This window comes from Gemmata sp. (assembly GCF_051859125.1).
GTDB lineage: Bacteria > Planctomycetota > Planctomycetia > Gemmatales > Gemmataceae > Gemmata.
Genome location: NZ_JBHYGG010000268.1, coordinates 21,885 through 44,634, shown reverse-complemented (window position 1 = coordinate 44,634; position 22,750 = coordinate 21,885). Strand labels below are relative to the sequence as shown.

17 protein-coding genes and 2 tRNA genes are annotated in these 22,750 nt (G+C 69.0%); 10 read left to right on the top strand and 9 right to left on the bottom strand.

What is annotated here, in order from left to right:
• The first annotated feature begins 186 nt into the window (after nucleotides 1–186).
• Both ACTIGN_RS26395 and ACTIGN_RS26390 read left to right on the top strand, forming a co-directional pair.
• Nucleotides 187–1,344 carry a hypothetical protein gene (locus tag ACTIGN_RS26395; RefSeq protein ID WP_439629491.1) on the top strand — a complete coding sequence of 386 codons (1,158 nt, stop codon included), beginning with the start codon at nucleotides 187–189 and terminating at the stop codon, nucleotides 1,342–1,344.
• Complete coding sequence (locus ACTIGN_RS26390; protein ID WP_439629490.1) at nucleotides 1,341–2,816, top strand: leucyl aminopeptidase; 1,476 nt, start codon at nucleotides 1,341–1,343, stop codon at nucleotides 2,814–2,816. The genes ACTIGN_RS26395 and ACTIGN_RS26390 overlap by 4 nt, the downstream gene beginning before the upstream one ends.
• A gap of 302 nt (nucleotides 2,817–3,118) precedes the next feature.
• Here ACTIGN_RS26390 and ACTIGN_RS26385 read toward each other — a convergent pair whose 3' ends face one another.
• A complete protein-coding gene (locus ACTIGN_RS26385; RefSeq protein ID WP_439629488.1) occupies nucleotides 3,119–5,116 on the bottom strand; it encodes a hypothetical protein in 1,998 nt (665 codons plus the stop codon).
• 117 nt (nucleotides 5,117–5,233) lie between these two features.
• On the opposite strand from ACTIGN_RS26385, the gene ACTIGN_RS26380 reads away from it, so the two are divergent.
• Nucleotides 5,234–6,061, top strand: a complete 828-nt coding sequence (locus ACTIGN_RS26380) for a hypothetical protein (RefSeq protein WP_439629486.1) — start codon at nucleotides 5,234–5,236, stop codon at nucleotides 6,059–6,061.
• Nucleotides 6,062–6,090: 29 nt separating this feature from the next.
• On the opposite strand, the gene ACTIGN_RS26375 is transcribed toward ACTIGN_RS26380, so the two are convergent.
• The 3 genes from ACTIGN_RS26375 to ACTIGN_RS26365 all read right to left on the bottom strand — a co-directional run bounded on the left by ACTIGN_RS26375 (nucleotide 6,091) and on the right by ACTIGN_RS26365 (nucleotide 7,086).
• A tRNA-Cys gene (locus tag ACTIGN_RS26375) sits at nucleotides 6,091–6,161 on the bottom strand.
• 53 nt (nucleotides 6,162–6,214) lie between these two features.
• Nucleotides 6,215–6,285: transfer RNA gene (locus tag ACTIGN_RS26370), tRNA-Cys, on the bottom strand.
• A 54-nt stretch (nucleotides 6,286–6,339) separates the two neighbouring features.
• Nucleotides 6,340–7,086 carry an RraA family protein gene (locus ACTIGN_RS26365; RefSeq protein ID WP_439629484.1) on the bottom strand — a complete coding sequence of 249 codons (747 nt, stop codon included), beginning with the start codon at nucleotides 7,084–7,086 and terminating at the stop codon, nucleotides 6,340–6,342.
• Nucleotides 7,087–7,282: 196 nt separating this feature from the next.
• On the opposite strand from ACTIGN_RS26365, the gene ACTIGN_RS26360 reads away from it, so the two are divergent.
• From ACTIGN_RS26360 to ACTIGN_RS26345, 4 genes are all read left to right on the top strand, one after another.
• Complete coding sequence (locus ACTIGN_RS26360) at nucleotides 7,283–8,641, top strand: DUF1501 domain-containing protein (RefSeq protein ID WP_439629482.1); 1,359 nt, start codon at nucleotides 7,283–7,285, stop codon at nucleotides 8,639–8,641.
• Between the two features lie 792 nt (nucleotides 8,642–9,433).
• Nucleotides 9,434–9,562: a hypothetical protein gene (locus ACTIGN_RS26355; protein WP_439629481.1), complete on the top strand. Its 129-nt coding sequence runs from the start codon at nucleotides 9,434–9,436 to the stop codon at nucleotides 9,560–9,562.
• A gap of 96 nt (nucleotides 9,563–9,658) precedes the next feature.
• A complete protein-coding gene (locus tag ACTIGN_RS26350; RefSeq protein ID WP_439629479.1) occupies nucleotides 9,659–10,237 on the top strand; it encodes a Uma2 family endonuclease in 579 nt (192 codons plus the stop codon).
• A 161-nt stretch (nucleotides 10,238–10,398) separates the two neighbouring features.
• The gene (locus ACTIGN_RS26345) at nucleotides 10,399–12,660 is read left to right on the top strand and encodes a PQQ-dependent sugar dehydrogenase (protein ID WP_439629477.1); all 2,262 of its coding nucleotides are present in this window, start codon (nucleotides 10,399–10,401) and stop codon (nucleotides 12,658–12,660) included.
• A gap of 110 nt (nucleotides 12,661–12,770) precedes the next feature.
• On the opposite strand, the gene ACTIGN_RS26340 is transcribed toward ACTIGN_RS26345, so the two are convergent.
• Together ACTIGN_RS26340 and ACTIGN_RS26335 are read right to left on the bottom strand one after the other, a co-directional pair.
• Complete coding sequence (locus ACTIGN_RS26340) at nucleotides 12,771–13,646, bottom strand: DUF1559 family PulG-like putative transporter (protein ID WP_439629476.1); 876 nt, start codon at nucleotides 13,644–13,646, stop codon at nucleotides 12,771–12,773.
• Between the two features lie 581 nt (nucleotides 13,647–14,227).
• Nucleotides 14,228–15,085, bottom strand: a complete 858-nt coding sequence (locus ACTIGN_RS26335; protein ID WP_439629474.1) for a DUF1559 domain-containing protein — start codon at nucleotides 15,083–15,085, stop codon at nucleotides 14,228–14,230.
• A gap of 534 nt (nucleotides 15,086–15,619) precedes the next feature.
• Here ACTIGN_RS26335 and ACTIGN_RS26330 point away from each other — a divergent pair.
• On the top strand, nucleotides 15,620–16,021 hold the full coding sequence (locus tag ACTIGN_RS26330; protein WP_439629472.1) for a hypothetical protein: 402 nt from the start codon (nucleotides 15,620–15,622) through the stop codon (nucleotides 16,019–16,021).
• Nucleotides 16,022–16,029: 8 nt separating this feature from the next.
• Here ACTIGN_RS26330 and ACTIGN_RS26325 read toward each other — a convergent pair whose 3' ends face one another.
• Nucleotides 16,030–16,944, bottom strand: coding sequence for a WD40 repeat domain-containing protein (locus tag ACTIGN_RS26325; protein ID WP_439629470.1), 915 nt, complete (start codon nucleotides 16,942–16,944; stop codon nucleotides 16,030–16,032).
• A 114-nt stretch (nucleotides 16,945–17,058) separates the two neighbouring features.
• On the opposite strand from ACTIGN_RS26325, the gene ACTIGN_RS26320 reads away from it, so the two are divergent.
• Entirely contained in the window at nucleotides 17,059–18,315 is a 1,257-nt protein-coding gene (locus ACTIGN_RS26320; RefSeq protein WP_439629468.1) for a tetratricopeptide repeat protein, read from the top strand.
• 93 nt (nucleotides 18,316–18,408) lie between these two features.
• Nucleotides 18,409–20,085, top strand: coding sequence for a methyltransferase regulatory domain-containing protein (locus tag ACTIGN_RS26315; protein ID WP_439629466.1), 1,677 nt, complete (start codon nucleotides 18,409–18,411; stop codon nucleotides 20,083–20,085).
• Between the two features lie 204 nt (nucleotides 20,086–20,289).
• Here the strand turns inward: ACTIGN_RS26315 and ACTIGN_RS26310 are convergent, their stop codons facing one another.
• Both ACTIGN_RS26310 and ACTIGN_RS26305 read right to left on the bottom strand, forming a co-directional pair.
• A complete protein-coding gene (locus ACTIGN_RS26310; protein WP_439629464.1) occupies nucleotides 20,290–21,744 on the bottom strand; it encodes an FHA domain-containing protein in 1,455 nt (484 codons plus the stop codon).
• A gap of 238 nt (nucleotides 21,745–21,982) precedes the next feature.
• On the bottom strand, nucleotides 21,983–22,726 hold the full coding sequence (locus ACTIGN_RS26305; RefSeq protein WP_439629462.1) for a YebC/PmpR family DNA-binding transcriptional regulator: 744 nt from the start codon (nucleotides 22,724–22,726) through the stop codon (nucleotides 21,983–21,985).
• Between the last annotated feature and the right edge of the window lie 24 nt (nucleotides 22,727–22,750).

Here is a 22,750-nt window from a genome sequence, read left to right as displayed (position 1 = left end):
TCGGGGGCTCAATGCTTTCAGTCCCGGAGGGACGACAGTGCGTAGCCCAGGGTGCAAACCCTGGGTCTTGGCGCCAACCCTGGGTCTTGGTGCCAACCCGGCGTCCTGAGTCCCGTCTGGCCTTCCCCGTTGCGCGGCGAATCTGGTATCACTCGGGCGGCCGCCCGCCCGCCAGGAGTTCGCCGCATGGCCCGATTCGCCGCCGCGCTCGTCGCGCTCGTGTCCGTGACCGCCCCGGCGACCGCCTGCACGTTCTGTGCGGGCGAACTCCGCGCGAAGCAGACCCTCCGGATGCACTATGCCGCAGCGAAGGCCGTGCTGCATGGTCAGCTCAAGAACCCGCGGTTCGACCCGAAGACCGACGACGGGTTCACCGACCTCCAGATCGCCGCCGCGCTCAAGGACGACCCGGCCCGCGGCACGCAAGCGGTCGTCACCCTCCGCAGCTACCTCCCGGTCGTGGGCAGCACCCCGTCCGAGTACCTCGTGTTCTGCGGGGTCGCGAACGGCAAACTCGACCCGACGTTCGGTGTGGCGGCCACGCCCGCGATCGTGGAGTACCTGAAGGCCGCCGCGAAGCTGGACGACACCGACGCCCCGGCGAAGCTCGGGTTCTACTTCAAGCACCTCGACTCCCCAGACGCGACCGTTTCCGCCGATGCGTTCTTCGAGCTGGCCCGCGCCGCCGACGCCGACATCATCCGGGCCGCGAAGGAGTTCGAGCCCGCGAAGCTCCGCAAGTTGCTTGCGAGCCCCGACACACCGGCCGAGCGGCTCGGGATCTTCGCGTTCCTGCTCGGCGTGTCGGGCGGCCCGGCCGACGCCGCGTTCCTGGCCGACCTCCTCAAAACCACCGCTACGGAGCGCACAACCGGCGCGTTCGGCGGGCTGCTCGCGGGGTACATTCTTCTTGCGCCGAAGGACGGCTGGGCGCTCGCCGCCGCGGTCCTCGGCGACGCGAAGCAGTCGTACTCGCTGCGGCTCTCGACCATCGTGACGGTGCGGTTCTTCCAGGCCGCCCGCGGGCGCGAGTGCAGGGCCGACGTGCTGAGGTGCTGCGCCGCGCTGCTGCCCCACGGCGACCTCGCGGACCAGGCCATCGAAGACCTGCGCCGCTGGGGCTACTGGGAACTCACGGCCGACGTGCTGGCGCAGTTCCCGAAGCCGACGCACGCCGCGCCGATCGTCCGCCGGTGCATCGTTCGCTATGCTCTCTGTTGCCCCGACGCGACCGCCAAGCAGTTCGTCGCGGCGCTGCGGCAGACGGACCCGAAGCTCGTGAAGCACGTCGAAGAGATGCTGGAACTCTTCGCCCCCGCGACTCCGCCCAAGAAGAACCCGTGATCCACACCCCGAAGACCGCGATCGAAGTTTCCCTCGACGCCCCCGCGGCCGCGGCCGCCGACTGGCTCGTGGTCGGCGTGTGGGCCGGCGACGCGCCCCTCGTCGGTCCGGCACAGGTCGTTGATGCCGCGACCAACGGACTCATCTCGAAGCTCCGCACGGCCGGCGACGTCACCGGCAAGCACCTCGAGCTCACCCCCGTTCTGACGCCGAGCGGAAGCGCGGCGAAGCGGTTGCTCGTCGTCGGGCTCGGCAAGCAGGACGGCGCGACGCGGTCCACGCTCCACGACGCGGCGGCCGCGGCCGCCCGGCACGTCACCGGCAAGAAGGTCGGCACGCTCGCGTTCGCGGTGCCGTCGCCGGAGTTCACGCTGGCCGCGGGCGTCGGTCTCGCCCAGGGGTGCCAGGGACCGGGGGTCCGCAAGACCACGCCGACGCGCCACGCCCCGGACCGGCTCGTGATCGTCGGCGGCGAGGCGACCGCCCTGCCCCGCGTCCACGCCGAGGCCGAGGGCTTGTGGCTCGCCCGCGAGCTGGTGAACGCGCCGCCGTGCGACCTGTACCCCGAGACGTTCGCGGTCGCCGCCGCCGAGTCCGGCCGGAAGCACGGGTTCGACGTCGAAGTGTGGGACGAGGCGCGCATCGCCGCGGAACGCATGGGCTCGCTGCTCGGCGTCGCCCAGGGCTCCGTGCGGCCGGCGCGTCTCGCGCTCCTGCGGTACACCGGCAACCCCGGCGGCCCGACGCTCGCGCTCGTCGGCAAGGGGGTAACGTTCGACAGCGGCGGGCTCTCACTGAAGCCGACCGACGGCATGGTGGACATGAAGGGCGACATGGCCGGGGCCGCGGCCGTGCTCGGCGGGGTCCAGGCGATCGCCGCCCAGAAGCTCAAGGTGAACGTGCTCGGCGTGCTGGCGCTGGTCGAGAACATGCCGAGCGGCGCGGCTGTGAAGCTGGGCGACGTGCTCACCGCCCGCAACGGCAAGACGATCGAGGTGCTGAACACCGACGCCGAGGGCCGGCTCATCCTCGCCGACGCGCTGTGCTACGCCACCGAGCAGACCGAGTACGTCGTGAACTTCGCGACCCTGACCGGCGCGTGCCTCGTCGCTCTCGGCACCGAGACGTCCGGGCTGATGACGAACAACGACGCCTGGGGCGACCAGGTGGCGGCCGCGATCCGGGCCGCGGGCGAGCGGTCGTGGAAGCTGCCGATGGACGCGAGCTACGACGGGCTCATCAAGAGCAAGGTCGCCGACATGCGGAACACCGGCGGCGGGCGGTGGGGCGGCGCGATCGCCGGCGGCAAGTTCCTGGAGCAGTTCGTGGGCACCGCGAAGTGGGTCCACATGGACATCGCCGGCCCCGCCTGGGCCGACAACGACTCCCCGGCACTCGACAGCGGCGGCACCGGGTGCATGGTGCGGAGCATCGTCGAGCTGGCCCGCGGGTTCGGCGAGCGGCCGGTCTGAAGTGCGTTGCCGGGTGGAGGTTCAGGTGGTTCCCCCTCACCCGCCGCGAAGCGCGGCGACCTCTCCCCCGAGACCGGGGTGAGAGGTGTTGCCCCTGGTTCTGGTGGCACAGGCCTCTGGCTTGTGTTCGCTTGCACCGGCCAGAGGCCTGTGCCACCGGACCAGCGAGCCCCACCTCGCCCCGTTCCTACGGGGCGAGGTCGCGACGAGGCTTTGCGAGTCGCGGGTGAGGGTGGCCACCTGAACTCGCGCCCCCTCACATCAACCCGCCCAACTGCTTGAACTGGTGGGCGTGGCGCGAATCACTTCTTCTTCGGGAACTGCCAGTTTTCGTCGAACAGTCCGGCGGCGACGACCTCGAACGCGGCCGGGTCCTTGGCGGTCGGCGTCGGCTTCACGACGGCCCAGTCGCCCAGCCGCGGGTACAGCTGCGCGTTGGTCCCCTTCAGGTCCGCTTCCTTGAAGGTGTGCCCGCTGTTGATGACGACGTAGCTCTCGTTGCGGGCCAAAGGGTTCGGATAGATGAGCACCGGCACATGCGTCTTCGGGTCGTACTCGACACCGTTGACGACGAGCTTCTCCTTCGTCCAAGTGATCGGCAGCTTCGGCAACGCCTTTGCGATGAGCGGGTTCGTGTCCGGTGTGCCGAACAGGACGAGGTTGCCGGCGTTCGCGAGGGCGAACCCATCAGGCTTCGCGGTCGGCAGCGTGCCGCGGAACCACTTGTCCCAGAGCTGCGCGAACTGCTTCTGGGTCGCGGCCGCCCAGCCGTCATCCGACGGCCCGACGACCGTGAACCGCGACACGAAGGCGTCATCAACCGGCCCATTCTGACCGGCTTCCTTGATGCCGGGGAACGGTGTGGCATCGGGCGGCAACACGTCCATCTCGGTCCACTTTCCGTTCAGCTTCTGAAACACAAGTAACGGCATCTGACTACCGACCTTGATGTCTTGCCCGTCGAGTTTAACCGTCGGTGGCATCGCGTCAGTTACGTTGATGAGAATCAACTTGCGGACATTCTCGGTACGGATGTCAAACACGGTTCCATTCAACGTCGCGTCGATTACTGCCTTTTCGTAAGTCCGCTCCAGCGCCCACACACTGACCCAACCGCCGGTGCGGTAAGCTGGAGTATACGTCACGAACCGCACGCGCTTCGGCCGGGTGTCGCGGCCCTTGTCGGCGTACTTGCGGTATTCGGTCTCGGCCTTGTCCTGCCACGGCTTCGGCATCTGGTGTTCCAGGCCGGGCGCGACCAGGTGCGTGAAGTGGTGCGGCTCTTTGAAGTTCTTCAGCGCGTTTTCGATGTTGTCCGCGGCCTTCTTCTGGCCGTCCTTCTCGCCGCTGTACGCGACGACCGGCACGTTGAAGGCGTTCTCGGCGTAGTCCACCGCGTCGTAGATGCGGAGGCACTTCTCCTGGTAGTCCGGGAGTTCCTTCGGCAGGCTCGCGATGTAGCCGTGCGTGGTGGTGAACCCGGCCCCCGGCCCGATCACGCAAAACCGCGCCGGGTGGTGCAGGCCGATGTGCCACGTCCCGGCCCCGCCCATCGAGAAGCCCCGCAGCACGACGCGGTTCGGATCGACGACGTTCGGGGCCGAACCCTGGAACGCTTCTTGCGCCTCGAACACGTCGCGTTCGCCGGCCCAGCGGAAGGCGTTGTTGCCGCGGCCGTAGACTTCGAGCTGGATGTAGCCGAGGTCTTTCGGAGCGGTGCCCTGGTGCGTCGCGATGAACTTCGCCTCGGTCAGCGAGCCGTCGCGACCGTGCAGGACGATGTCAAGTCGCCATTGCTTCTTGGGGTCTTTTCCGAAGTCGTGAGGTAGAAGCACGGCATACGGTTGAATTGACCCATCCACGTCCGAGCGGTAAGCACGCAAAACCCATTTGCCGGGTGCGTTCCGCCATGTGGCTTCCTTACCCTTTCCCAGGGCAAGGATAAGAGCACGAGCGATTCCGTCATCAAGCGTCGTCAGCGCCCACTTCGCGCTCGCGGCCGCGTACCACTCCTCAAAACGCACGATGTTCTCGGCCGCCTTCAGATAGATTTCGACCTCGATCAGCATGTCGTCGGGGAGCTTCTTTGCCTTCAGTCCGGAAATCATCTTGCGGAGGTAATCGGTCTTCTCAGCGATCTGCTTCAGCGTCGCCTCGTCGGGCTTCGTGGCCTTGGGCGGGTCGAACTTCGGTTGCGTCTTTTTCGGATCGGGTTGCTTGGCGTTCTGGCCGGCGGGCGCGGAGGTCGCGGCGACCACGGACGCGGCGGCGATCAACAAACTGGCAGCGAGGCAGCGCATGGAAACGGCTCCGGGAGTGGGTGGCCTGACGGTACCCGCTCCCGGAGCCGGCGACAAGTTGCGGCCCGCTCTTTGCAGGATCGACCGCGTCGACCGCGTCGGCCACGGGGGGCAGCCATGTTCGGACAGGTCCTGAGCAAATTGCGGAAGTCGATCCGCCGCCGCGGCGCGCTCGGCACCGTGCGGCACGCCGCGGCGCGGCTCGCCCGGCCCCTGCTGGCCCTCGCCCCGGGGCAGCGGCGGATGCGGCGGCTGAAGGCGGAGCGGGACCGCGCGTTCGACGAGCGGTACGGGGTGGACACGGGCGGCGTGATCCCGCTCGACCAGCTCGAGATCGAGGGGACGACGTGGGAGCAGGGCGTCCCGTACTGGGGGATCGACCCGGACGAGTTCGCGCGGCTGCTCGCGGCCCTGCCCGCACGGCCCGAGGAGTTCGCGTTCGTGGACTTCGGCTCGGGAAAGGGGCGGGCGGTGCTCCTGGCCGCGGGGCACCCGTTCCGGAGGATCGTTGGCGTCGAGTTCGCCCCCGAACTCGACCGCGTCGCCCGCGAGAACCTGCGGACCTACCGGGGGGAGGTGAAGTGCCGCGACATCGAACTGGTGTGCGGCGACGCGCTGGAGTTCGACCTGCCCCCGGGACCGGTCGTGTGCTACTTCTACAACCCGTTCGAGGGCGAGATCATGGCGGGCGTCGTGGCCCGGATCACCGCCGCGCACCGGGCCGCGCCCCGAGACGTGTACGTCCTGTACGCCAACCCCCGGCACCGCGAGGTCTGGGACCAGTCGGGGTGCTTCGAGCCGGTGACCGTGACGGGCGAGTTCGCGGTCTACCGTGCGGTCGGCAGCACGCCGCTTGCGTCCGCCGGGGCCACCGGTGGTGGGCGGGCGGCGGTTTCGGCCGGGGGCGTCAACGCACAAGCCCCCGGTTCCCCGGGGGCTTGGTGAGCCCGGCAAGTGCCGGGCGTAGAGTTCAGAGGCCTCGCCCGGATTCGAACCGGGGGTGACGGTTTTGCAAACCGTTGCCTTACCACTTGGCGACGAGGCCCGATCAGCGCGGAGCTGACTGCGGGGCACGGGTGGACGATTCGTGAGGGAAGGAGGCCTCGCCCGGATTCGAACCGGGGTTGACGGTTTTGCAAACCGTTGCCTAGCCTCTTGGCGACGAGGCCCTCACCGAACGGGAATGTTATCGGCAGTACGGAGCCCTGTCAATCACACCGGGTTCACCCGAGTTTCGGCATTTTCGCCCGCAGCGTCTTGCCCAGCTCCGCCATCTGCCGCTTCGCCTCGTCGCGGGCCGGGACGTAGCCGGCCGCGGTCACCTTCCCGGCCCGCAGGTAGTTCAGCACCACCGCCTCGGCCGCCATGAAGCCGACGCACCCCTCGATCACCAGTTCCGCCAGCTCGATCGGGATCGTCGTCACGCCGTTGCGGTCGCCGTGCAGCAGGTCGCCGGGGTTCACCCACACGCCGCCGACCCGCACCGGAACTTCGAGTTCCACGATCTGCGTGTACCCGTGCGAGCACATCGTCCCGGAGGTGAAGCACGGGAACTTGAGCGGCTCGACCTGGTCGAGGTCGCGGCCGGACCCGCTCGTGATGAGGCCGACGCACCCGAACGCCTTGTACGTCGTCGCCATGATCTCGCCGAACGTCGCGGCCACGGGCGGGTCGTCGAGGTCCTGGAACACCACGACTTTCGGGAGCGCGTTCTTCGCGATCAACTCGACCTGGTTGCCCAGACCCATGTACGTGTCGCCGCCGCGGGGCGGCGCGCCGGCCCGGAACGTCGCGGTCGTCGCGAACCCGACCATCGGCGGCAGCGCCGGGTAGCACGCCTGGATGCGGGCGTCCATGTACCCGGCGGTGCGGGGCCGGCACTCGAACAGTTCGAGCACGTTGCAGACGGTCGGCGTGTCGAACTTGCGGAGCTGTTCGAGCACGGACGGCGAGAGGTCGGCGGGCGTCATGGGGCACCAGGGGAGCGGGTTCGGCGAGCCGGGAGCGTGAGCGACCGGAGCAGTTCGAATCTTTTGTATTGCGACCGCATCAAACCAGGAGTATCCTCCACTCATCCGCCAAACTGTTGCTGGTCCGCGCCAGGCTCCGCCCACCCTGCCGGTTACCTACCCGCCTCCTCCCTCACCTTCCTGGGAGCGCCCTGTCATGTTGAACATTCCGTTCGGCCGTACCCGCCTCTGCGACGGCATCTCGCGTCGGAACTTCCTGAAGGTCGGCACCTTCGCGTTCGGGGCCGCCAACCTCACGCTCGCTGACATCATGCGTGCGGAGGCGGCCAACCAACTTCCCGGCGCGCCGCTGCGGAGCAGCCACAAGGCGGTCATCAACATCTTCCTCGGCGGCGGCCCGCCCCACCAGGACATGTGGGACCTGAAGCCGGACGCGCCGAAGGAGATCCGCGGCGAGTTCAACCCGATCAACACCAACGTGACCGGCATCCAGATCGGCGAGACGTTCAAGCGCGTCGCGCGGATGGCCGACAAGTTCGCGTTCATCCGCTCCGTGGTCGGCGCTCGCGGCGGCCACGACGCCTTTCAGTGCACCACCGGCTGGCCGCAGCAGTCGCTGGCCCCGATCGGCGGCCGCCCGAGCCTCGGCAGCGCCGTGATGAAGCTCCAGGGGAACGTGGACCCGAGCGTGCCGCCGTTCATCGGCATGGCCGAGAAGACGCAGCACGGCCCGTGGAGCGACCCCGGCCAGACGGGGTTCCTCGGCAGCACGTTCACCCCGTTCCGCCCGTCCGGCCCGGACATGGCGAACATGACCCTCAACGCCGCCAACCGCGACTGCCTGCCGGAGCGCAAGAAGCTCCTCGCCGGGTTCGACGACCTGAAGCGCGAGATGGACGCGGCCGGCGGCCTCCGCGGGGCCGACGCCAGCACCGCACGCGCGTTCGACGTGCTCACGTCGAGCAAGCTCGTCGAGGCGATGGACCTCTCGAAGGAGAGCCAGAAGACCCGCGAGCGGTACGGCGACGGCAAGCCGTACCAGTTCCAGTTCGACGGCGCGCCGACCGTGAACGAGCACCTGCTCATGGCACGGCGGCTGGTCGAAGCGGGTGCCCGCGTCGTCACGCTGAGCTACGGCCGGTGGGACAGCCACGGCAAGAACTTCGACCTCGTCCGCGACCACGGGGCGAAGCTCGACCAGTGCCTCACGGCGCTCGTGGAAGACCTCGACCTCCGCGGGATGCTCGACGACGTCACGGTGATCGCCTGGGGCGAGTTCGGCCGCACCCCGCAGATCAACGCCGGTGCCGGCCGCGACCACTGGCCGGCGGTGAGCTGCGCGATCCTGGCGGGCGGCGGGATGAGGACCGGTCAGGTGATCGGCAGTACGGACCGCACGGGCGGCGCGGCGAAGGACCGGCCGGTGTCGTTCGGCGACATCTTCGCGACGCTGTACCGCAACCTCGGCCTGAACCCCGAGACGACGGCCATCACCGACCCGACCGGCCGCCCGCAGCACCTCACCGACGGCACCGCCCTCCCGGAACTGATCTGACGCGAGCCGGGCGGCGTCAGTCGGCTGTTCCAGTACCCGATGACAAGCGGCCGGCGTGAGCCGGCTGTTTGAGTTGAGGGAGGGACGCGGATGAGCGACAAAATCCGCCTCATGCGAGGGACATGCGCGAAGCATGGTCAGATCTTATTTCAGGTCGCATCCACTGGTCCGACACGGTGCCCAAGTTGTTGGCGTCCTTACAGTGGGCGCGACACACGCGAGATTCTGGATCATGTCGCCTCTTACGGCGCGGCTGATTGGGAAGCCGCGAGAACGGTCATAGAGCTTCAGACATGCGACACCGCCTTCCGTCGCGAGTGGTCGCCCCGTCGCCACCGGCTCGCGTTCTGTGCGCTTGCACGCATGTACTTCGCCAACTCGCGCCAATACTGGCTGTGGCAGGCGGTTGAGACCGGTGAAGTGTGGGCCGATACAGGTTCTCCACCACTGGACGCGAATGACATCTTTCTTCGGTTGGGCGGCACGACACCTGACAATTTACATGCCGGTGAATGGACTTGGTTGGCGGTTCAATGCGTGAGTGGCGCGCACGAAGAAGAGCGCGAGGAATTCGACTGGTCGGATCGGTCGCGAATGTCCACATACCGCTACCCCGATCCGGTGTTTTCGTTGCGCGATGAAGCGGAGACAGCGCTCCAACCGGCACCAGCGATGATCTATCGCGAATTGGTTTCCAATCCCTTCCTTCCTCTGACGTGGAACCCGGAGTGGCTCACGTCAACGGTTCGCGATCTAGCGGCGCACATTTACGAGAGCCGCGAGTTTAGCGCGATGCCGATCCTCGGTGACGCGCTCCAGGACGCGGGGTGCGACCACGACTTGGTCCTCGGCCACTGCCGCGGCGCGAAGCTGCACGCCCGCGGGTGCTGGGTCGTCGACGCGATTCTCGGGAAGACGTGACCGCGGCCCATCGGTTAGAATTGCCGCACCTCGTTCCACCACCGGGCAACGGACGGTCCCATGTCGACGCCAACCACCCCGCCGCGAGTCCCCCGGATGCCCGTTGAGGACGGCGACATCTGGCGGATCTCGGTAGACCGCTACCACCGGATGGTCGCGAGTGGTGTCATCACCCCCGATGATCGTGTCGAACTCCTTGAAGGCGTTTTGGTGAACAAAATGTCCAAGAGCCCGCCCCACCGCATTGCGAACGGCAAGGCGCGCCGCGTTCTCGAAGCACTGCTTCCGACCGGGTGGTACCTCGACACGCAAGAACCGATCTCCCTCGACGACAGCGAACCCGAACCCGATGTGGTGATTGTTCGCGGCCGCACCGAGGACTATGCCACCGCTCACCCCACGCCCGCCGTGATACCGCTCGTCATCGAGGTGGCGGATTCGAGCCTGCGGCGGGACCGCGAGGACAAGCGCCGCATCTACGCCCGCAACGGCATCGCCGTGTACTGGATCGTGAACGTCGCTGACCGCCTCGTGGACGTGTTCTCCGGCCCGAGCGGCCCCGTGCTGACGCCCGACTACGCGACCACGACGACATACCGCCCCGGCGACGCCGTGCCCGTTGTGCTGGCCGGAACCACCGTCGGCAGCGTCAACGTGAGCGACCTGCTGCCGTGAGCGCTGGGAGGCATCTCGAAAGACGCCGGGCAGCGCTCTGGCTCACCACATCACTCGACATCACACGTCCACGCCCCGTTCGCCGGGGAATCTCGTTGAGCGACCCTCGCACCACGGGTAGAGTTCGCGTACCCCGCCCCCTCCCCGCACGGGAACCTCTCATGCGTCACGCCCTCTGGGTCAGCGCCGCGGTCGCGGCCGGCCTCGTCGCCGCGCTCGTGTTGCGCCCCGACACCCAAACCGTCGCCGCCGAGCAGAAACAGCCCGTCCGCAAGGACTCCGGGCTCGACAGGCGCGAGCCGTGGACCGCGTCGAAGGTGAAGGGCTCGCCCGAACCGCCGGACCCGTACACGGTGACCCGCGTGTACCCCAAGCTCAAGCTGTTCGAGCCGCTCGAACTCACCCCCGTGCCCGGCCGGAAGGCGTGGGTCGCGGCCGAGCGGCCCGGCCGGGTCGTGTGGTTCGACGCCGACCCCGCAAAGGCCGACCCGAAGGCGATTATTGACCTCAAGCACGCAATCTACGGCGTCGTCCTGCACCCGAAGTTCGCGGAGAACGGCTACCTGTTCGTGTCGGGCGTGCCCGACGGGAAGACCGAGTCGCTCGACGGCACGCGGGTGGTGCGCTACACCGTGGACCGCGACACGATGATCGCCGACCCCGCGAGCGCGAAGGTGATCTTCGTGTGGCCCAACGGCGGGCACAACGGTGGGTGCCTGCGGTTCGGGCCGGACGGGATGCTGTACATCTCCACCGGCGACGGCAGCGGCATCGCCGACGGCCTGCAATCGGGCCAGGACCTCGGCTCCGTCCTCGGCAAGATCCTGCGCATCGACGTGGACTCGCCCGCGGCCGACAAGAAGTACACCATCCCCGACGACAACCCGTTCGTGAAGACGAAGGGCGCGCGCGGCGAGGTGTGGGCCTACGGCATCCGCCAGAGCTGGAAGATCGGCTTCGACCCGGCGACCGGCGACCTGTGGGCCGGCGAGGTCGGGCAGGACCTGTGGGAGATGGTGAACCGCATCGAGAAGGGCGGCAACTACGGCTGGAGCGTGCAGGAGGGGAGCCACCCGTTCCGGCCCGAGCGGAAGGTCGGCCCGACGCCGATCCTGAAGCCGGTCGTCGAGCACGACCACGCCGCGTTCCGGTCGATCACCGGCGGGTTCGTGTACCACGGCACGAAGCACCCCGAGTTGAAGGGCGCGTACGTCTACGGCGACTACGACACCGGCCGCGTGTGGATGCTGCGGTACGACGCGAGGGCCGGGAAGGTGACCGAGCACCGCGAACTGGCGAAGACCCGGCTCCGCATCGTCGCGTGGGCGCAGGACGCCGAGGGCGAGGTGTACGCGCTCAACTTCATCGACGGCGGCATCTACGAACTCGCGGTCCGGCCGAAGGGCGACCCCGCGGCCGCGACGACCTTCCCCCGCAAGCTCAGCGAGACGGGGCTGTTCGCCGACACCGCAACGCACGCCCCGGAGCGCGGCCTCGTCCCGTACTCGGTGAACGCCGAACTGTGGTCCGACGGCGCGAGCAAGGAGCGGTTCCTCGCGGTCCCCGGCGACGCGAAGATCGAGTACGAAACGGTGACGTACCCGCAACCGGCCCCGGGCTCGGTCCCCGGCTGGCGGTTCCCCGACGGCATGATACTGGTGAAGACGTTCTCTCTCGAAACGGAGCCCGGCAAGAAGCGGCGATTGGAGACGCGCGTCCTCGTCGCGGCCAACGTGGGCGGCACCGAGGAGTACGGCGACCAGGTGTGGAGCGGGTACACGTACATCTGGAACGACGCCCAGACCGACGCCGAACTCGCCGACCTCAAGGGCGCGGACCGTGAGTTCACCGTGAAGACCGCGGCCGGCGAGCGCACTCAGAGGTGGCACTTCCCGAGCCGGGCCGAGTGCACCATGTGCCACACGGTCACGGCGAAGTACGCGCTCGGCGTGAACACGGCCCAGATGAACCGCGACCACAACTACGGCGGCGTGGTCGCCAACCAGCTCGCCACGTTCGAGCACATCGGCCTGTTCGACCGCAAGCTCCCGGCGAAGCCCGAGAAGCTGGAGCGGCTCGCCGACTACCGCGACCCGAGGGCCGACCTGGACGCCCGCGCCCGGGCGTACCTGCACGCGAACTGCAGCCACTGCCACCGCAAGTGGGGCGGCGGCAACGCCGAGTTCCAGTTGCTCTCGACACTCGCGGTGGGCGACCTGGGCGTCCTCGACGTGAAGCCGCAACAGGGCACGTTCGACCTGAAGGACCCGCGGCTGCTCGTCCCCGGCGACCCGGACCGGTCGATGATCGCGCACCGCATGGCCCGCCTCGGCCTGGGCCACATGCCGCACATCGCCTCGAACACCGTGGACGAACCCGCCGTGAAGTTGGTCCGCGAGTGGATCGCCGCCATGAAGAAGTAGGCGCGGGCGCGGGAGCACAATTGCTGGAGCCCCAAAAAACGAAGCAGCCCCGGCGAACCGGGGCTGCTTCTGCGAGATCGCGAAACTGCGGGGATCTGATTCGTTCAGGGTCAGTCGAGGTTCGCGACCCCACCATCACTCGGGTGGAGCAGCTGGGCGAACGGGTTGGCGGCGTTCGACCCGTTCGCGATGGCGGTGTTGGTCCCGGTGCTCTTCGAGTACCGAATGCTCTGGACGCTGCCGTCCATCATCGACATGAGCCCGGCGCCCGGGTACGGGGAGCTCCAGTTGTTCGCCCCGTTGGTGTCGTTCGTGGGGTCCTGGGTGAAGATGCCGCTGGCCCGGGTCGCACCGCCCTGACCGGTCGTGATCGCCTCGTCCCAGTCGCTGCCACTGGTGCGGGTGTAGCGCGGCTGAGAGACCATTTTGCTTCCGATCAGGATCGTGTTCGAGGTTCCGTCCTGGACCTGCTCGAGTCGGATCTTTCTGGTCGAATCACAGCAAGTCCCCACGTCGTTGCCGGTCGCCAGGAAAATGTTGGCGTTCATGGCATAGTCGAGGGACGGACCCTGGCCGTTCCCGGAGGTCATGACCTGCCGGCTGCGGGACGGCTCGAGGAACGTCTTGATCGGGACCTGCAGGGCCGCCGGCGGGGCCGCACCGCCGCTGGTGTCCGCGTAGGTCTTGTAGTACGTGCCCTGCTCGATGTACGGCAGAATCTGGAACGACCACGGGCCTGCGTAGCCGGCGTTCGGGTTAGGGTACTGCGAGTTCCCGGTCCAGGGGAGGTAGCCGACGCTGTCCTGGTGGTTGTGGCACCCGATGGCGAGCTGCTTCAGGTTGTTCGTACTCGACATGCGGGCGGCGGCCTGGCGGACCTTTTGGACCGCGGGCAAAAGTAGACCAATCAGGATAGCGATGATCGCAATGACAACGAGCAGTTCAATCAGCGTGAAGGCCGTTCGGGAGAGTCGATGAGTACGCACAGAGACACCCCACAAATGAGAAGAGAGATGGGAGTTCCAAGGGCGAACGGTCGGACAAAGGGCGAATGGATCGAGGGGCGAACAGCAAATGGTGCGAGGCCTTTAGAAATTGACCCGCAACATCGTCTGACGATTCGAAAGATGGGCGAACAATAGCCACTCTCGGAGCCGAGTGGACTCCTGATATTAAATTATAGTGAGTTGCGCTGCTGAATGCAACGGAATGTTCGTGATTGGCCGGGTGAGTGCAGCGGCTTGAGCGACGAGCACGCATGACACCTGGGGGAGAAGGTCTCAAACCCGCCGGGACCAAGGTGGAATGACACCGGTAGGAGTGACGCAGGCTCGGATCTGCTTGGTTATGGTGGGGCAGCCCTTCGTGCCTGCCTCTGGGAGCGTCGGGAGGCAGGCACGAAGGGCTGCCCTACCAAGGGCACCTGATCCACGCAATTCGGTGCGAGCTCTCCCACTGCGGGCAAGCGGGCACCACGCGGTGCCCCGCTTGTTTTTTATTCCCAGCCCGCGCGGCCCCGGGCGACCACAGCCGGGGGTAAACGTCTCAACGCCGTCTCGGCCGCGAGTCACGGCGCGTTCGAGGGGAGCGCCAGACCGTCGCCCACGTCGCAGAGTTGCTGAACCGTCGCGGTCGTGATTGAAAAGGTGACCGAGCGGATCGACCCGTCGGCGTACGCGACGTTCATCAGCCCGGTGTGGGCCGAACCGAACCCGTGCGTCCCCTCACTGCAACCCGTCTTGAGGTCGGGCTGGGGGTTCGAGGTGATGCTGTTCGTCATCGTCGTCGAGTCCCAGTTGCCCGTGTTACCGAAGTCCACGCCCCACGAGTACCCGGGGCCGTCCGTGTTGTCGTTACCGAGCGTCAACATGCAGAGGTTCTTTTCGCCGACCGCCCAGGTGTTGCTCGTGCCGTCGGAAATGCCGACCAGGGACAAGCGGCTGGAGTTGTACGGGCGAAAGATCCCCTTCCCCTGACTGGTGCCGTTGGACGCGTAGCCGTTGCCGTAGTAATCGATCAGGCCCATCCCCGAGGCGCCGCGCGTCGGCTGGCGCCGCGACGGGCAGTAGTAACTGGGGATCAGGGCGCCGGCGATCACCTGCTGGTTCGTGTTGCTGTAAATGTTCCCCTGCTCCAGGTACGGGAGGATCTGGAACGCCCAACCGCCGCTGTTGGCACTGGTCGGCGCGGGGGGAGACCCGGATACGGCAGTTGACAACCCCGATACGTCCCAGGTCTGGCCGCCGTACGGCAGTTGGTTCGAGCCCCCGCCCGGAAGGGTCTGGTAGACGTCGTGGTATGCGTGGAGGGCGATGCCGATCTGCTTCATATTGTTCGAGCACTTGATACGGGCCGCGGCCTCGCGGACCTTCTGAACGGCCGGGAGCAGGAGGCCGATCAGGATGGCGATGATCGCAATAACCACTAACAGTTCAATCAGCGTGAACGCGGATCGGGGGAGCCGATGGGTACGCACAGTGGCACCATAACAAATGAGAAAGGAGATGGTAACGCGAAGAGCGAACAGAGCGAACAGAGCGAACAGAGCGAACAGAGCGAACAGAGCGAACCCCAACTAGGGCGAGATGGTCGGCAGTCAATCGATGGTGTCACCTGCCGATTTGAATGACGGGTGTCCAGTGATCAATACCGCTGGGGAATCGATTTCTTACAGGAAATAATCCTATAAGGCAATTCCAAACACAGCGTAGTGATCGTGATCGAAGAGCTGATATCAGCCGGCCGAGGGCCGAGGGACGGTAACTGCACGATGCGTGCCGTAGAAAACATGAAGTGAAGACCGCCGGGTCCGACGCGGGCTGATCTCCCACAACCGCGGCCGAGCGGGGCACCACTGCCCCGCTTGTTTTTGCGCCCGCGGCGCCCCTCCCCTTGGCAACCGCCCACGCCGGTGCGAGTCTGGACGCATCCGTCGCCCATGGCCCCCCGGTACCGACCGATGCCGCCGCGTCGACTCCTCCGCCCGCTCGCGTACCTGTGGGCGCTGCCGAACACGGCGCTAGGGCTGCTGTTCCTCCTCCCGGTGCTCGCGACCGGCGGGAGGGTGCGGGCCGAGCGCGGGGCCGTCGAGTTGTACGGCGGGTTCGCGCGGTTCTTCCTGCGGCGCTGCCTGCTGGTGAGGGCGTCGGCGCTGTGCCTGGGCCACGTCATTCTGGGCCAGGACCGGGCGTCCCTGGACCACGCCCGCGACCACGAGCACGTCCACGTCCGCCAGTACGAGCGGTGGGGGCCGCTGATGCTGCCGCTCTACTTCCTGTCGAGCTTCAAGGCGTGGCGGCGCGGCGGGCACTTCTACTTCGACAACCGGTTCGAGCGCGAGGCCTACGGGCTCGACGGGTGAGGGCGCCCTCACCCCTCGGTGTCCCACACGACGACCCTTCCGGTGCCGTCGAGCGCCGCGGCCCGCAGGCCGTCAGGCGCGAACGCCAGCCCGATCACCTCGGCGAGCCCCCACTCGTACCGTCGCACGACGCGGCCGGTCGCGTCCCACTGGAACACGAGCCCCGCCTTGTCTCCGGTCAGCAGGTGCGGGTGCGTCGGCGAACACGCCACGGACAGCACGCTGCGGCGGTGCAGCCCGGACCGCGCGACCCGCCGCCCCCCCTCGGCCGCCCACAACGTCAGCCCCTGGCCGTCCGCGACCGCGAGCAGCGCGCCGTCGTGCGTCAGCGCGAACCCGTTGACCGGCCGCTCGAACTCGATGAACGCGGTCGGCCCCTCGGGAAAACGCCCGTCGCCGATGTCGTAGACGCGGAACGTCAGCCCGCGTTCCTTGAGAGAGGCGTTCCAGTTGCCTCCCGAGACGGCGAGCCGACGGCCGTCGCCGGAGACCGCGAACCGACCCAGGTAGTCGTTTACGTGCGCGAACGCGGCGACGTGCCTCAGCGTGGCGGCGTCGAGGGCGCGGATCTCGGACGCCTTGCCAAAGTTGGGCCCGCCGACACTCAGGTAGAGCGTGCGGCCGTCGGGCGACGCGATCATCCCGCGGGCCGCGCCGCCGACGGGGTGGATCTCGGTCGTCCCGGTCCCCGGGTCGAACACGTGCAGAACCGCCGTCGACGGCAGGTGCGCGAGGGCCGCGCCGCCGCGGACGAACGCCCACACCCACGAGCCGCGGCCCATCTCCGGGAGGTCGCGCTGCGAGCCGGTGGCCGCGTCGAGCACCAGGTACGGGATGCCGCCGACGGCGAGGGTGCGGCCGTCGGGTGCGAACCGCAGCTCGTTGTCGCGGAACACCTCGGCGCGGGCCTGGAACGTCTGCACGGGTTTCTCCGCGAACAAGCCGGCGAGATCGGGTGTCGGGTCTGTCGCGTTCCCGATATCATAACCGGTCGACCGGAGACCGCGGTCCGCCCAAACCCCGACACCCCCACAGCCATGCCCCGCGACCGGAAGACCGAAGACGCGCAGGACCTGTTCACCCGCGGGCACGACGCGTTCAACGCGGGCGAGCACCGCGAGGCGATCGAGTGCTTCTCGCGGGCCATCACCCTGCGGCCCGACGTCGCACTGGCGTACCGGTACCGGGCGTACGCGTACCTGGAACTCGGGGACCGGGTCCGGGCGCTCAACGACCTGGACCACGCCATCCGCCTGAAGCCCGACGACCCGCAGGCGTTCGCGGACCGGGCCGCGGAGCTGTACGCGCAGAAGTCGTTCGACCTGGCCATCGCCGACTGCGACCGGGTGCTGAAGCTGGACCCGGGCCGCGCGCCGATGTACGGGCTCCGCGGCCGGGCGCACGCCGAGCGGGGGGACACGGACAGCGCGCTGCGGGACTACGCCACGGCCCTCGCGAACGACCCCGAGAACAGCGCCCGGTACCTGCTGTGGCGGGCGCAACTGCGGCTCGACTGCGAGGACTACGCCGCGGCCCAGGCCGACGCCTCCGCGGTGGCCGCCGCCGACCCGGCGAACGCCGAGGCGCACTTCACCCGGGGGACGATCGCGCAGCAGGAGGGCGACCACGACGCCGCGGCGGAGGCGTACACGACGTGCCTGGCCCTCCGGCCCGACCACCCGTTCGCCCTGCTCGGGCGGGCGCACTGCCACTTCGTCCGGAAGGACTACGGGGCCGTGACCGCCGACTGCGACCGCGTGGCCGCGCTGATGCCGGGCGTGGTGAAGGCGTACGAGCTGCGGGGCACGGCCCGGAAGGCGCTGGGCGACCTCGACGGGGCCCTGGCCGACTTCAACGAGGCGATCCGGCTCGCTCCGTCGTCGGTGATGCCATACAACTACCGGGCCGGCCTGCACTACGCCCGCCGCGACTACGCCGGGGCCGTCCGGGACCACATGGAGGCGCTCAAGCGCGACCCGCGGCACGCCGGGACGTTCAACCAGCTCGCCTGGGTGTGGAGCACGTGCCCGGACCCGGACGTGCGGAACGGCCAGCGGGCCCGGGAGTGCGCCACCCGCGCGTGCGAGCTGACCGAGTGGGCCGAGCCCGGGTTCCTCGACACGCTCGCGGCCGCGCACGCCGAGTGCGGCGACTTCGACGACGCGGTCAAGTGGCAGGAGAAGGCGATGGGGCTGCTCGACGGCGACCCCGACAGGGAGGCCGACTACCGGTCGCGCCTCGACCAGTACCAGGTCCACAAGCCGGCCCGCGTGGCCGGCGGCCCGAACGTGTGACCCCCGCGGGTCCGAGCGACCACAAACCGCGCCCGGCGCCGACCCGCCGGGCCTCTTTCATTCCCCCAACGACCACGTAGCAGGAACCGAGACATGGCGGACGCACCGCAGGCCACGCAGCAGACCAAGGCGAAGGCCGGCCCGGCCGGTGCCCCCGCCGCGCCCACCCACCGCCTCGCGGCCCCCGCCCCCGCGGCGACCGTCTCGGCCGGCCGGCCGGCCGGGAACCCGTACGACGAGCTGCCGTACGACAGCCACCCGTTCTCGCAGACGCACCCGGCGCGCCTGGCCACGGTCGCCACCCTGTTCGGCCTGACCCCGGCCCCGGTCGAGAAGTGCCGGGTGCTGGAACTCGGGTGCGCCGCGGGCGGCAACATCGCCACCATCGGCGAGATGTACCCCGACAGCGAGCTCGTCGGCGTGGACCTGTCGGCGCGGCAGATCGCCGACGGCCAGCAGGTCGTCAAGGCCGCCGGGCTGACCAACGTGGACCTGCGGCACGCCAGCATCACGGACATCGACGAGAGCTACGGCACGTTCGACTACATCATCTGCCACGGCGTGTTCTCGTGGGTGCCGGACCCGGTCCGCCAGAAGATCCTGGCCGTGTGCGGGGCCAACCTGAAGCCCACCGGGGTGGCGTACGTGTCGTACAACACGTACCCCGGGTGGCACATGCGGGGCATGCTCAGGGACATGATGCGGTTCCACGCCGACCGGTTCACCACCCCGAAGCAGAAGGTCGAGCAGGCCCGGGCCCTCATCGACTTCCTCGCCTCGTCCACCAAGAACGACAGCGGCCCGTACGGGGCCCTGCTCCGCCAGGAGCTGGAGTCGATCCGCCACCAGGCCGACCACTACCTGTACCACGAGCACCTGGAGGAGGTGAACGACCCGGTGTACTTCCACCAGTTCATCGACATGGCCCACAAGCACAACCTGCGGTACCTGGGCGAGGCCCGGCTCCCGACCATGGTGACCACGAACTTCGCCCCGGACGTGCGGAAGGCGATCGCCACCGTCGCCACGGACCAGATCCAGATCGAACAGTACCTCGACTTCGTCCGCAACCGGATGTTCAGGGAGACGCTCCTGGTCCGCCCGTCGGTGAACCCGAACTGGGCGATCCGCCCGGACGCGGTCCGGTCCCTCCAGGTCGGCGTCACCAAGCGGACGGTCGACGACGCGGTGGACCTCAAGTCCACGACCGCCCAGGCCCAGTACAGCAGCGTGTCCGGGATGACGCTGACGACCACGAACCCGGTCCTCAAGGCCGCGATGCGGATCCTCGGGCAGGCGTGGCCCGCGACCATCTCGTTCGAGGACCTGGACCGCGGGATCAGCGAGCTGATCGGCCGCCCGTCGGACAACGGCCAGCAGCTCTCCGTCGCGATCCTCAACACCTACCTGTCGTCGAACCTGATCGAACTCACCACGGTGCCGGTGGCGAAGGTCGGCGTCACCGAGAAGCCGCTGGCGCTCGCGACGGCCCGGGCGCGGCTCGGGGCCGACCAGAACGGGGTGGCCAGCCGCCGCCACGAGTTCATGCGGACCAACGACCTCGACAAGCGGCTCATCCCGCTGCTCGACGGCACCCGGGACCGCGACGCCGTGCTCGACAAGCTCGTCCAGCTCGGCGTCGTCGGCGAGTTGCAGATCCACCGCGACAACCAGCGGCTCACCGACCCGGTCGCCATCCGCGCCGCCCTCTCGGGCGCGCTCGACCAGGCCCTGGAGCGGTACGCGACCGCCTGCCTGCTGAAGGCGTGACCCGAGTGCGGGGGTGCGGCGTGAAGCCAGGACGGGCGACGCTGACCCCTAGCGCGAGCCACAGAGGAGCGCCCGCCACCCCCACCTCGCCCCGTTCCTACGGGGAGAGGTCGCGGCGAGTCTTCGAGTCGCGGGCGAGGGGCCACCACCTGACACTCGCCCCAGTCGCGTCGCCCCGTTCCATTCCGCCGCGCTCCGCACTCTTCACAGCCGGCCGGTCACCGGTTCGACCGCGAACGTGACCGCGTCGGACGTGACGACCGACGGCAGCGGGAGCGCCGCGCGGTCGTTGCACGGGCGGTCATCAATACGGAACGGGCCGCCGGGGACCCGCACCCCGAGCCCGTCCCGGGACCGGTACAGCACCACCGGGGCGGGCAGGTCCGGGACCACAACGTGCGCCCCCGGCCCCGGGCCGATCATCACCTCGTTGGCCATCAGGATCACGCCGTCGACCGCGACGGGGAGCCGGTGGCCGCTCGTCAGTTCCAGCCGGGCCGTGCCGCTCACCGGCACCGGGCGGTGGAACAGGAACTGGCACGTCGCCCCGAGCGTCACCCGGTCGCCCGCGGCCAGCAGCGACCGCGTCGACCGCTGCCCGTTCACCAGCACGCCCTTCCCGCTCTCGATCACGTACCCCTCGCCGTCGCGGGCGAGTTCGGCGTGGAGCCGCGAAACGTCGGCGAACAGCGGCACGTCCACCGGGCCGTCGGCGGTCGCCTGCCCGAACGTGACCCGGCTCGACAGGCACACGAGGTAGCCGCCGACGCCGTCCACCCAGAGCAGGAACCGCTTCGGGAGCGGGGCCGGGGCCCCGGGCGGCGGGGGCGGCGCGAGCACCGGGGCCGTGACCGGGGCCGGCGCGCCCGGGTACGGGAGCGTCGGCGAGTCGCGCCGCGGGTCGGCCTCCGGGGCGAGTTCGACGCGGGAGCTGTCGCCCGGGTCGCCGGGGCCGTCGGCCGGGAACGCGGCGAGCCACGCCCGGCCCCGCAGGGCCTTCGCCTCGCGGTGGTCGGGGGCGGCCGCGAGCACCTCGTCGGCCGCGGCCAGCGTCTCGCGCCACTGCTTCGCCCCGGCCGCGTCGTACAACTGGGCCACGGCGCGCCGGAACCGGTCGTGGCGGGCCTCGACCTCGGCGCGGAACGCTTCGAACCCGGTCGGCGGGCACGGCAGCTTCGGCCCCAGTTTGTCGAGCAGCGCCGCGGCCCGCAGGAACTCCCCGCGGTCGGCCAGTTCCGCCGCCAGCCCCCAGTCCTGGGCGACCGCCTCGTAGTGCCCCAGGTCGGGGTGCCGGACGCCGCGGTCGCGGAGCTTGCCGATGACCGCGACGGTGCGCATCGGGTCGCCGGCTTCGAGCGCCGACTGCGCCTGAACGAGCCCGAGGCGGGTGAGGGACTCGCGGACCGCGGCGACCCTGGCGTCGCCGGGGGCGAGGGCCTCGGCGGCGAGGAGGTCGCGCCACGCGGCGTCGATGTGGTACAGGTCGAGCGACTTTCCGGCCCGCGCGAGGTACGCGGCGACGACCGAGCGGGCGAGGCGGGCGGCCCGGCGGTAACCCGCGGCGACGAGGGGTTCGAGCAGGCGGTGGGCGTCCTCGGGGCGGTGATTGGTCACCGCCTCCTGGGCGTGGCGCAGGGTCACCCACGGGGAATCGGACATGGTCGTTCTGGTCGCGGCGAGCGGGGCGTGAGCCCCCGAGTGGTACCGAATCCGATCGACGGGGATCCGCGTCTGTGTCCCTCTCCCCTTGCGGGAGAGGGTGGCCGCGCTTCGCGGCCGGGTGAGGGGTGCGCGTTCGGAACTCCGTGGCGCGGCCCCCTCACCCGCCGCTCGAAGACTCGCGGCACCCTCTCCCGCCGAGGGGAGAGGGCAACAAGACAGTGCCGCCCGAGCGGGGTCACTCCTCGCCCATCTCCGGGGTGAGGATGGCGTCGGTGTAGACGTTCTGCACGTCGTCGTGGTCGTCGAGCGCGTCCATGAACCGGAGCAGCTTCCGGCCGGTCTCGACGTCGATCTCCTTCTGCATCTTGGCGAGGTACTTCACCTCGGCCTCGGTCGCCTCGACGTTGGCCCTCTTGAGGGCCTCGGCCACGGCCGTGAAGTTCGTCGGCTCGCAGGTGATCTCGAACACGTCGCCCTCGCGCTGCAGGTCCTCCGCGCCGGCGTCGAGGGCCAGCGTCATGAGGGCGTCCTCGTCCGGGTGCTTGGCCGCGTCGACGGCGAAGAACCCCTTGCGGTCGAACATGAACGCGACCGACCCGGGGACGCCGATGGTCGCGTTGCCCCGCTCGAACACCTTGCGGATCTCGCCGTTGGTGCGGTTCCGGTTGTCGGTCATCACCTCGACGAGCACGGCGACGCTGCCGGCGGCGTACCCCTCGTACATGATCTCGTCGTAGCTCGCGCCCTCGAGTTCGCCGGTGCCGCGCTTGATCGCCTTCTCGATGTTCTCCTTGGGCATCGAGACGGACCGGGCCTTGTCGATGGCGTACCGGAGCTTGAGGTTCATGTCCGGGTCTCCGCCCCCGGCCCGGGCCGCGATGATGATGTACCGGCTCAGCTTGCTGAAGAGCTTCCCACGCTTCGCGTCCACCACGGCCTTGTGGCGCATGATGTTCTTGGCGTGACTGTGGCCTGCCATGTCCTGAACCTCGGTCGGTTTCGC

What these genes read in the sequence shown, in the direction of transcription:
- ACTIGN_RS26395 (WP_439629491.1), top strand. Translation starts at nt 187, where the DNA reads ATGGCCCGATTCGCCGCCGCGCTCGTCGCGCTCGTGTCCGTGACCGCC.
- ACTIGN_RS26385 (WP_439629488.1), bottom strand. Translation starts at nt 5,116, where the DNA reads ATGCGCTGCCTCGCTGCCAGTTTGTTGATCGCCGCCGCGTCCGTGGTC.
- ACTIGN_RS26380 (WP_439629486.1), top strand. Translation starts at nt 5,234, where the DNA reads ATGTTCGGACAGGTCCTGAGCAAATTGCGGAAGTCGATCCGCCGCCGC.
- ACTIGN_RS26365 (WP_439629484.1), bottom strand. Translation starts at nt 7,086, where the DNA reads ATGACGCCCGCCGACCTCTCGCCGTCCGTGCTCGAACAGCTCCGCAAG.
- ACTIGN_RS26360 (WP_439629482.1), top strand. Translation starts at nt 7,283, where the DNA reads ATGTTGAACATTCCGTTCGGCCGTACCCGCCTCTGCGACGGCATCTCG.
- ACTIGN_RS26355 (WP_439629481.1), top strand. Translation starts at nt 9,434, where the DNA reads ATGCCGATCCTCGGTGACGCGCTCCAGGACGCGGGGTGCGACCACGAC.
- ACTIGN_RS26350 (WP_439629479.1), top strand. Translation starts at nt 9,659, where the DNA reads ATGCCCGTTGAGGACGGCGACATCTGGCGGATCTCGGTAGACCGCTAC.
- ACTIGN_RS26345 (WP_439629477.1), top strand. Translation starts at nt 10,399, where the DNA reads ATGCGTCACGCCCTCTGGGTCAGCGCCGCGGTCGCGGCCGGCCTCGTC.
- ACTIGN_RS26330 (WP_439629472.1), top strand. Translation starts at nt 15,620, where the DNA reads ATGCCGCCGCGTCGACTCCTCCGCCCGCTCGCGTACCTGTGGGCGCTG.
- ACTIGN_RS26320 (WP_439629468.1), top strand. Translation starts at nt 17,059, where the DNA reads ATGCCCCGCGACCGGAAGACCGAAGACGCGCAGGACCTGTTCACCCGC.
- ACTIGN_RS26315 (WP_439629466.1), top strand. Translation starts at nt 18,409, where the DNA reads ATGGCGGACGCACCGCAGGCCACGCAGCAGACCAAGGCGAAGGCCGGC.
- ACTIGN_RS26310 (WP_439629464.1), bottom strand. Translation starts at nt 21,744, where the DNA reads ATGTCCGATTCCCCGTGGGTGACCCTGCGCCACGCCCAGGAGGCGGTG.
- ACTIGN_RS26305 (WP_439629462.1), bottom strand. Translation starts at nt 22,726, where the DNA reads ATGGCAGGCCACAGTCACGCCAAGAACATCATGCGCCACAAGGCCGTG.